Raw genomic sequence first — 7,643 nt, forward strand, 5'->3', positions numbered from 1 at the left:
AGCCTATTAATCCACTTGCCGTTTCAAGGGGCAGTGTCCGGTTGAAAAAGCTGCTTTCTTTGGTGACTTTCTTTGCAGCAGTGTATAGACCGGAGACATAGGTAACACCTGTATCAGGACATGGGTAACACTCCGGACGAATGGTTCGTCCGGGGTGGATCATGTCCTGGGATAGCAAAGACATCATGGAATTGCGGCTCGAATTCGTGAAGTTCGCGATGCAAGAAGGCGCCAATCGGCGCGACTTGTGTCGGCGGTACGGCATCAGTGCGAAGACCGGTTACAAGTGGATCAGGCGTTTCGAACAGGGAGACACCGCGTTGGCCGATCAATCCCGACGTCCGGCGCATAGTCCGACACGCACCGCGGCCGAGCTCGAAGCGCGTGTGGTGCAAATGCGTGAGGCGCATCGCGCGTGGGGAGCGGCCAAGATCGTGCGTCGCATGAACGATATGGGCGGGGAGCAGACGCCTTCGCCCAGTACGGTGACGCGCATTCTGCATCGGCATGGCCTGATTACGGCGGAGGCAAGCACCGACGCGTCGCGATGGAAGCGCTTCGAACACAAGCATCCCAACGACCTGTGGCAGATGGATTTCAAAGGCTGTATCGAACTGGATAATGGACGGCGCTGCTCGCCCTTCACCGTGCTGGACGATCATTCGCGCTTCAATCTGGCGCTCGATGCGTGTGGCAGCACGCCCACGCCCGTGGTGCGTAAGCATCTGCGCGATGCGTTCAGGCGCTACGGGCTGCCGCTGCGCATCAATGCCGACAATGGTCCGCCATGGGGCAGTCCGGCCCAGCCGGGGCAGTTGACGGCGCTGGCGATCTGGCTGATCTGCCTGGGCATTCGCATCTCGTACAGCCGCCCCCGGCATCCGCAGACCAACGGCAAGGATGAACGGTTTCATCGCACGCTCAAGGCCGAGGTGCTTGCGGGCAGGCATTTCAGAGATCTGAAGCGCGCGCAGCTGGAGCTCGATGCGTGGCGCGAAGTTTATAACCACGAGCGCCCGCATCAGGCACTGAACATGGATACACCGGTTTCTCACTATCAGATCAGCCCGCGCGCGTATCCGGAACGTTTGCCGGCGATCGTGTACGGCGAGACGGACATGGTGGTTCGCGTAGGCATCAATGGCGAAGTGCGCTTCAAGTCGCAACGCTTCAAGGTATCGAGTGCGCTGGCCAACCGGCACATTGCCTTCAGGCCATGTGCGCAAATCGACGGTAGTTACGATATGTACTTCGCTCATCATCGGATCGATACGATCAGCTTGAAGGGGCAAGGAAAGAGGCGCTAAATGTGTTACCCATGTCCTGATACACCTGTTACCTATGTCTCCGGTCTATACACAGCAGCAAAGAAAGTTACCCCCCCGCCGGGGAGGCGGCTACTGCATAACCAGCGCAACAATAGCCAAAAGCAAACCTCAACGCAAAACCACAGTCCGCTCCCCATTAATAAACACCCGCCTCTCAGTAAAAGCCTTAACCGCACGAGCCAAAGTCACACATTCAACATCACGCCCAATCGCAAGCAACCGCTCCGGGCTATAAGAATGATCAACGCGCTCCACTTCCTGCTCGATGATTGGCCCTTCATCCAGATCATCGGTGACAAAGTGCGCAGTAGCGCCAATCAATTTCACACCACGCGTATGCGCCTGATGATAAGGCTTAGCCCCCTTAAACCCAGGCAAAAACGAGTGATGAATATTAATCGCGCGCCCCGCGAGCTTGCGACTCGTCTCACCAGAAAGAATCTGCATATACCGAGCAAGAATCATCAACTCCGCGCCGGACGAATCGAACAAATCGAGAAGCTGCGCTTCCTGCTGCGGCTTGGTATCAGCAGTAATTGGCAGATGATGAAACGGCAACCCATGCTGCTCGGCAAGCGAAGCAAAATCACGATGATTCGACCCGATCCCGACGATATCCACCTTCAGCTCGCCCATCCGCCAGCGGAACAGCAAATCGGCGAGACAGTGCTCCAGCTTCGACACCATGATCAGCACCTTCGGCCGCACGCTCAAATCGTGCATCGCCCAGTTCATGGCGAAGCGCGCGGCGATCGGCTCGAATTCGCGCTTGAGCGATTCGATATGCAGCGGCTCGTCGCGCTGTGCGCCGTGGAAGACGCAGCGGACGAAAAAGCGTTCGCTGAGGTCGTCATCGAACACGGTGAGTTCGTCGATATAACCATGATGCCGCTCCAGAAAGCCGACGATGGCGGCGACCTGCCCCGCCGCGCTCGGGCACGAAACGGTGAGGACCAGCTGATCAGAACGTGATTCGGCGGACATGCGTGCTCCACATACGAAGGGCTGACGCGCCGCGGAATGCGGCGAGTCTCAGCCATGAGTAGAGCAAACGCAGAAATCGGCGGATAGAAGCGAAACGCCGTGAAGATGGAACGGAAGCGTCAGCGTTCGACGCGGTCCAGCGGCGCTCGGGGACGAAAACGCCGTCAGCCCATCACTTCGCATTCGTCCAGCAGCCAGTCGCGGAACGCGCGCACCGCGGCATTCGGTTCGCGCGGCGTCAGCAGCACGTAGCCGCGTTCGGTGACGAGCGGGGTATCGGACAAAGAGACGAGTTGGCCGGTGGCGATGAGTTCGTCGATCAGCGGCGACCAGCCGAGCGCCACGCCCTGACCCATCACCGCCGCGTGTGCGACCAGCGCATAGCTGTTGAACGTGAAGCCGCCGTGCGTGGGCGGCGCGGCGAGACCGTGGGCGTCGAACCAGGCGTTCCATGAAAGCCAGCGCTCCGGCTGCGTGCGTTCGAGGTGCAGCAGCGGGAGCTTGCGGAGATCGGTCGTATCGTAGGCGGCGGCGAGTTTGGGGCTGCATACGGGCGTCACGCGCTCGGAAAACAGCTTGACGGCGTGACGCGTGCCCCAGTCGCCGTGCATATCGCCGAACACGATCACCACGTCCGCCTGCTCGCCCGATGCACTCGGCGCGTATTGCGACGTGGTGATCTTCACATCGACATCGGGCATCAGCGCCTTGAATTGCGGCAGGCGCGGCATCAGCCAGTACGTGGCGAAGCCGAAGTCCGTCGATAGCGTGAGCGTGCGCTGCGTATTGCGCGAGCGGATATCGTTCGTGGCGCTGCGGATCAGGTCGAGTCCTTGACGCACCGCATCGAAAAGACGCGCGCCGTCTTCCGTCAGCGATACCCCGCGATGCCCGCGCTCGAATAACGGCGCACCAAGCGACTCTTCCAGTTGCACGACGCGCTGGCTCACTGCCGGTTGCGTTGAACCGAGTTCACGCGCGGCAGCGGTGAAGCTCGCGAGCCGCGCGGCGGATTCGAACATCAACAGCGCCTGCATGGGTGGCAGACGATCTTGCCGCGACATAACCACTCCTTATGTGCGCATAACGAATTGCTGTCTTCACAGCCGCGTATTGACCAGCAATAGTGTTGTTGAACGGGCATTCAAAGTCCGCGCTCGCGTACGTATGAGATTTTATTCGAGGTCCGCATGAAGCAAGACACAAAACAAAATATCCTTATTCTGATGGCCGATCAGATGACGCCCTTCGCACTCGCCGCCTACGGCAATCGCGTGACGAAGACGCCGCGACTCGATGCCCTCGCGCGTGAAGGCGTGGTGTTCGAATCGGCTTATTGCGCGAGTCCCTTGTGCGCGCCGTCGCGCTTCTCGCTGCTCGCGGGGAAGTTGCCCTCCAACATCGGTGCTTACGATAACGCCGCCGAGTTTCCATCGGAGACGCTGACGTTTGCGCATTATCTGCGCGCCGAAGGCTATCGCACGATTCTCTCGGGCAAGATGCATTTCTGCGGCGCGGATCAGTTGCACGGTTTCGAAGAGCGCCTGACCACCGATATCTATCCCGCCGATTTCGGCTGGACGCCCGACTGGCAGAACTTCGAAGCGCGGCCGACGTGGTATCACAACATGAGTTCGGTGATCGATGCCGGCCCGTGCGTGCGCACCAATCAACTCGACTTCGACGATGAAGTCACCTTCACCACGCGCCAGAAGCTATTCGATATCGCGCGCGAACGTCATGCGGGCAAGGATGCGCGTCCGTTCATGATGGTGGCGTCGCTCACACATCCTCACGATCCGTATGCCATCCCGCGCAAGTACTGGGATCTGTACGACGATGCGGATATCGACATGCCCGTGCATCGCGATTCATTGCAGGCCAGCGATCCGCATTCGAAGCGTCTGCGTCACGTGTACGAAGCGGACCGCACGCCGCCGACCGATCAGCAGATTCGCAATGCGCGCCGCGCCTACTACGGCGCGATTTCATACGTTGACGATCAGTTCGGCGCGATCCTCGATGCGCTCGACGACGCGGGACTCGCGGAGAACACGACGATCATCGTGACGTCGGATCATGGCGAGATGCTTGGCGAGCGCAACCTTTGGTACAAGATGACCTTCTTCGAAGGCGGATGCCGCGTGCCGCTGATCGTGCATCAGCCGAAGCGGTTTCAGGCGCATCGCGTGGCGGAGTCGGTGTCGCATCTGGATGTGCTGCCCACGCTCGTCGAACTCGCGCGTGATGCGCTGCCGCAGGACTGGCCCGACAGCATCGACGGACAAAGTCTGGTGCCGCATCTGGCACAGACTGGCGGGCATGACGAGGCGATCGGCGAATATCTCGCGGAAGGCGCGATCGCGCCGGTCGTGATGATCCGGCGCGGGCGCTATAAGTTCATTCATACATCGGTCGATCCCGATCAGCTTTACGACGTACAAGCCGACCCGTTCGAACGCGAAAACCTCGCAAACGACGCGCGCCACGAAACGCTGATCGCCGAATTTCACGCGGAAGTCGCGCGGCGCTGGGAACTCGACGCGCTGCATCGCGATGTGCTCAAGAGTCAGCGCCGCCGTCATTTTCACTTCGGGTCCACCACGCTCGGCACCATTCAGTCATGGGACTGGCAGCCTCATGTCGATGCCAGCCAGCGCTATATGCGCAATCACATCGATCTCGACGATCTGGAAGCGATGGCGCGCTTTCCGGCCGTCGCTCGTTGACGCTTCAAAACATCCCACAACCACAGCATCCGACAGGAAACGCACCATGAAAAAAGCCCTTATCCATGCGCTTTTCAGCGCCGCGCTGGTCTGCGTGGCGTCAACCGTGCTGGCAGCCGATCCGCCGTCGTGCACGCAGGTGCGCATGGCCGATCCGGGCTGGACCGACATCGACGCCACTAACGCGATGAGCGGTATCGTGCTGAAGGCGCTCGGCTATAAGCAGGACGTGGCGAACCTGTCGGTGCCGATCACGTATCAGGGCTTGAAGAAAGGGCAGATCGACGTGTTCCTCGGCAACTGGATGCCCGCGCAGGGGCCGCTGGTGAAGCCGTTCGTCGAGGAGAAATCGATCGATGTGGTGCGGCCGAATCTCTCGAACGCGAAGTTCACGCTGGCGGTGCCGGACTATGTGGCCGCAGCGGGCGTGCATTCATTCGCCGATCTGCAAAAGAACGCCGACAAGTTCGATCACCGCATTTACGGTATCGAACCGGGCGCGCCCGCGAATCAGAACATCAAGAAAATGGTCGATGACAAGGCGTTCGGACTGGGCGACTGGAAGCTGGTCGAATCGAGCGAAACGGCCATGCTGACGCAGGTGGAACGCGCGGTGAAGGAGAAGAAGTACATCGTGTTTCTGGCGTGGGAACCGCATCTGATGAACACGAAGTTCAAGCTCACCTATCTCGATGGCGGCGATAAATACTTCGGCCCGAACTACGGCGGCGCGACGGTCAACACGGTGTCGCGCAGCGGCTACGAACAGCAATGCCCGAACGTCGGCAAGCTCTTCAAGCAGATGGCCTTCAACGTCGATCTGGAAAACGGCGTGATCGCGGACGTGCTGGACAAGAAAACGAAGATCGACACCGCCGCGCTCGATGCGCTCAAGCGGCATCCGGAATTGCTGAAAACGTGGCTCGACGGCGTGACCACGGCGAGCGGCGGGAACGGTCTGGAAGCCGTTCAGACCGCGCTCGGGCTGAAGTAAGACGACAAGAAAGCGTCGGCCGAGTTGCAGGCTGGCGCGGTCTTGCTCCATCGGCAGGTGTATCGCGTTGTTGAGATCGGTCGCATCTGAGCAGATTTGCGTCGCAATGGGTCGAGCCACGGCCTATATGGCATCTTATTTTTACGATGTCGGAAACGCAGCATCATGCATCACGCAACGCGCTGTTCAGTCGCAATGTTCTGCAGTCCCTCGCAGTTCCCAGCAGGTCTATAACCACGCGTTCGGCTCGTTGCTGCACAGCAATGCGCACGGCCGCGCTACTTCGAACGAAAGAACGGCCCACGACAAGAGGACCAGCAACGATGAGAAAAACCCTTGCCGCACGATGCAACACCACGCGCGCACCGACGATTGCGGGACTGGCTATCGCCGCAAGCGCCGCCGGCGCACCGACCCTCGCACATGCGCAAAGCAGCGTGACGCTGTACGGCATTCTCGATGCGGGTATCACCTATGTGAAAAACACAGGCGGCTCGCACGTCGTCAAATTCGACGATGGCATTTCCTACGGCAACCGGATCGGCTTTCGTGGCACGGAAGATCTGGGCGGCGGCTTATCGGCGATCTTTACGCTGGAATCCGGCTTTCGCGTGGGCAACGGACGCTATGCGTTCGGCGGCGCGGAGTTCGGGCGTCAGGCGTATGTGGGTCTCAAGAGCAATACGTGGGGGCAGGTCACGTTTGGTAATCAGCTCGATATGACCGAGGAGTATGTGTATCTCTACAACATCTCGGCGTGGGGCAGCGGTTATGCCATTCACCAGGGCGACTTCGACCGCATGAACGGCGATCGGCTGCCAAACTCGGTTAAGTTCATGTCGAACAATATCGGCGGATTTACATTCGGCGGTATGTATTCGTTTGGCAATCAGGCGGGGAATTTCCATCAGAACAGCGCGTGGAGTGTGGGCGGTCACTATGCCGCTAACACGTTCAATTTGGGTATCGCGTATACGCAGTTGAATAACCCGAACGGGATTTATGCGTTCGATCCTTATGCGATGATCGGCGCGCATACGTTCCTTGGTCAGCCTGTCGTGACGATTGACCCAGTTACGGGGGCGCGTACTGATCTTTATGCTACGAATGCGTTTCCTGTTGATAAGCAAGGCGCGTTGGCGGTGGGCGGCGCGTGGACGATTGGTGATTTGATGGTGTCGGGGAACTTTACCTGGACCAGTATCAAGGGTCTGGGCGTGACTTCTTATATGAAGGTGTATGAGGCGGGCGCTTCTTATAACTTCCGGCCGGATATTGCTTTGTACGGTGGTTATCAACATACGCGGTTTGAAGGGAATCACTGGAATCAAGGGTCGCTTGGACTGCATTACTTACTGTCCAAACGGACCGATTTGTATATCTCCGGGGATTATCTGCGGTCTTCTGGGCCCGTGGATGCGGTTATTGGGTATAGCTTTACGCCTTCTACCTCCAATACGCAGGCTGATGTGCGGGTTGGGATGCGGCATTCGTTCTGAGTTTTTTGGTTTTTGGTTTTGGTGCTGCTTGTCTTTGGTGTTTGGTTTATGCAGTAGCCGCCTCCCCGGCGGGGGGTAACTTTCTTTGCTGCTGCAAAGAAAGTTACCC

6 protein-coding genes are annotated in these 7,643 nt (G+C 58.9%); 4 read left to right on the forward strand and 2 right to left on the reverse strand.

The window, feature by feature from the left end; all coding sequences use genetic code 11:
- Positions 1-161: 161 nt before the first annotated feature.
- Positions 162-1,307 (forward strand): IS481 family transposase, encoded by a 1,146-nt coding sequence (locus tag P7F28_RS30650; protein ID WP_277188900.1) that lies wholly within the window; start codon positions 162-164, stop codon positions 1,305-1,307.
- A gap of 129 nt (positions 1,308-1,436) precedes the next feature.
- On the opposite strand, the gene purU is transcribed toward P7F28_RS30650, so the two are convergent.
- Together purU and P7F28_RS30660 are read right to left on the reverse strand one after the other, a co-directional pair.
- Positions 1,437-2,312 carry a formyltetrahydrofolate deformylase gene (gene purU / locus P7F28_RS30655; protein WP_277188902.1) on the reverse strand — a complete coding sequence of 292 codons (876 nt, stop codon included), beginning with the start codon at positions 2,310-2,312 and terminating at the stop codon, positions 1,437-1,439.
- 164 nt (positions 2,313-2,476) lie between these two features.
- Positions 2,477-3,376 carry a LysR family transcriptional regulator gene (locus P7F28_RS30660; RefSeq protein WP_277188903.1) on the reverse strand — a complete coding sequence of 300 codons (900 nt, stop codon included), beginning with the start codon at positions 3,374-3,376 and terminating at the stop codon, positions 2,477-2,479.
- A gap of 126 nt (positions 3,377-3,502) precedes the next feature.
- Between P7F28_RS30660 and betC the strand changes: the two genes are divergently transcribed.
- The 3 genes from betC to P7F28_RS30675 all read left to right on the forward strand — a co-directional run bounded on the left by betC (position 3,503) and on the right by P7F28_RS30675 (position 7,534).
- Entirely contained in the window at positions 3,503-5,041 is a 1,539-nt protein-coding gene (gene betC, locus P7F28_RS30665) for a choline-sulfatase (protein WP_277188905.1), read from the forward strand.
- Between the two features lie 46 nt (positions 5,042-5,087).
- Positions 5,088-6,035 carry a choline ABC transporter substrate-binding protein gene (locus P7F28_RS30670; RefSeq protein WP_277188907.1) on the forward strand — a complete coding sequence of 316 codons (948 nt, stop codon included), beginning with the start codon at positions 5,088-5,090 and terminating at the stop codon, positions 6,033-6,035.
- Positions 6,036-6,358: 323 nt separating this feature from the next.
- The gene (locus tag P7F28_RS30675) at positions 6,359-7,534 is read left to right on the forward strand and encodes a porin (protein ID WP_277188909.1); all 1,176 of its coding nucleotides are present in this window, start codon (positions 6,359-6,361) and stop codon (positions 7,532-7,534) included.
- Positions 7,535-7,643: the final 109 nt, after the last annotated feature.

The organism is Caballeronia sp. BR00000012568055, from assembly GCF_029439455.1.
In the GTDB taxonomy this organism is placed as follows: domain Bacteria; phylum Pseudomonadota; class Gammaproteobacteria; order Burkholderiales; family Burkholderiaceae; genus Caballeronia.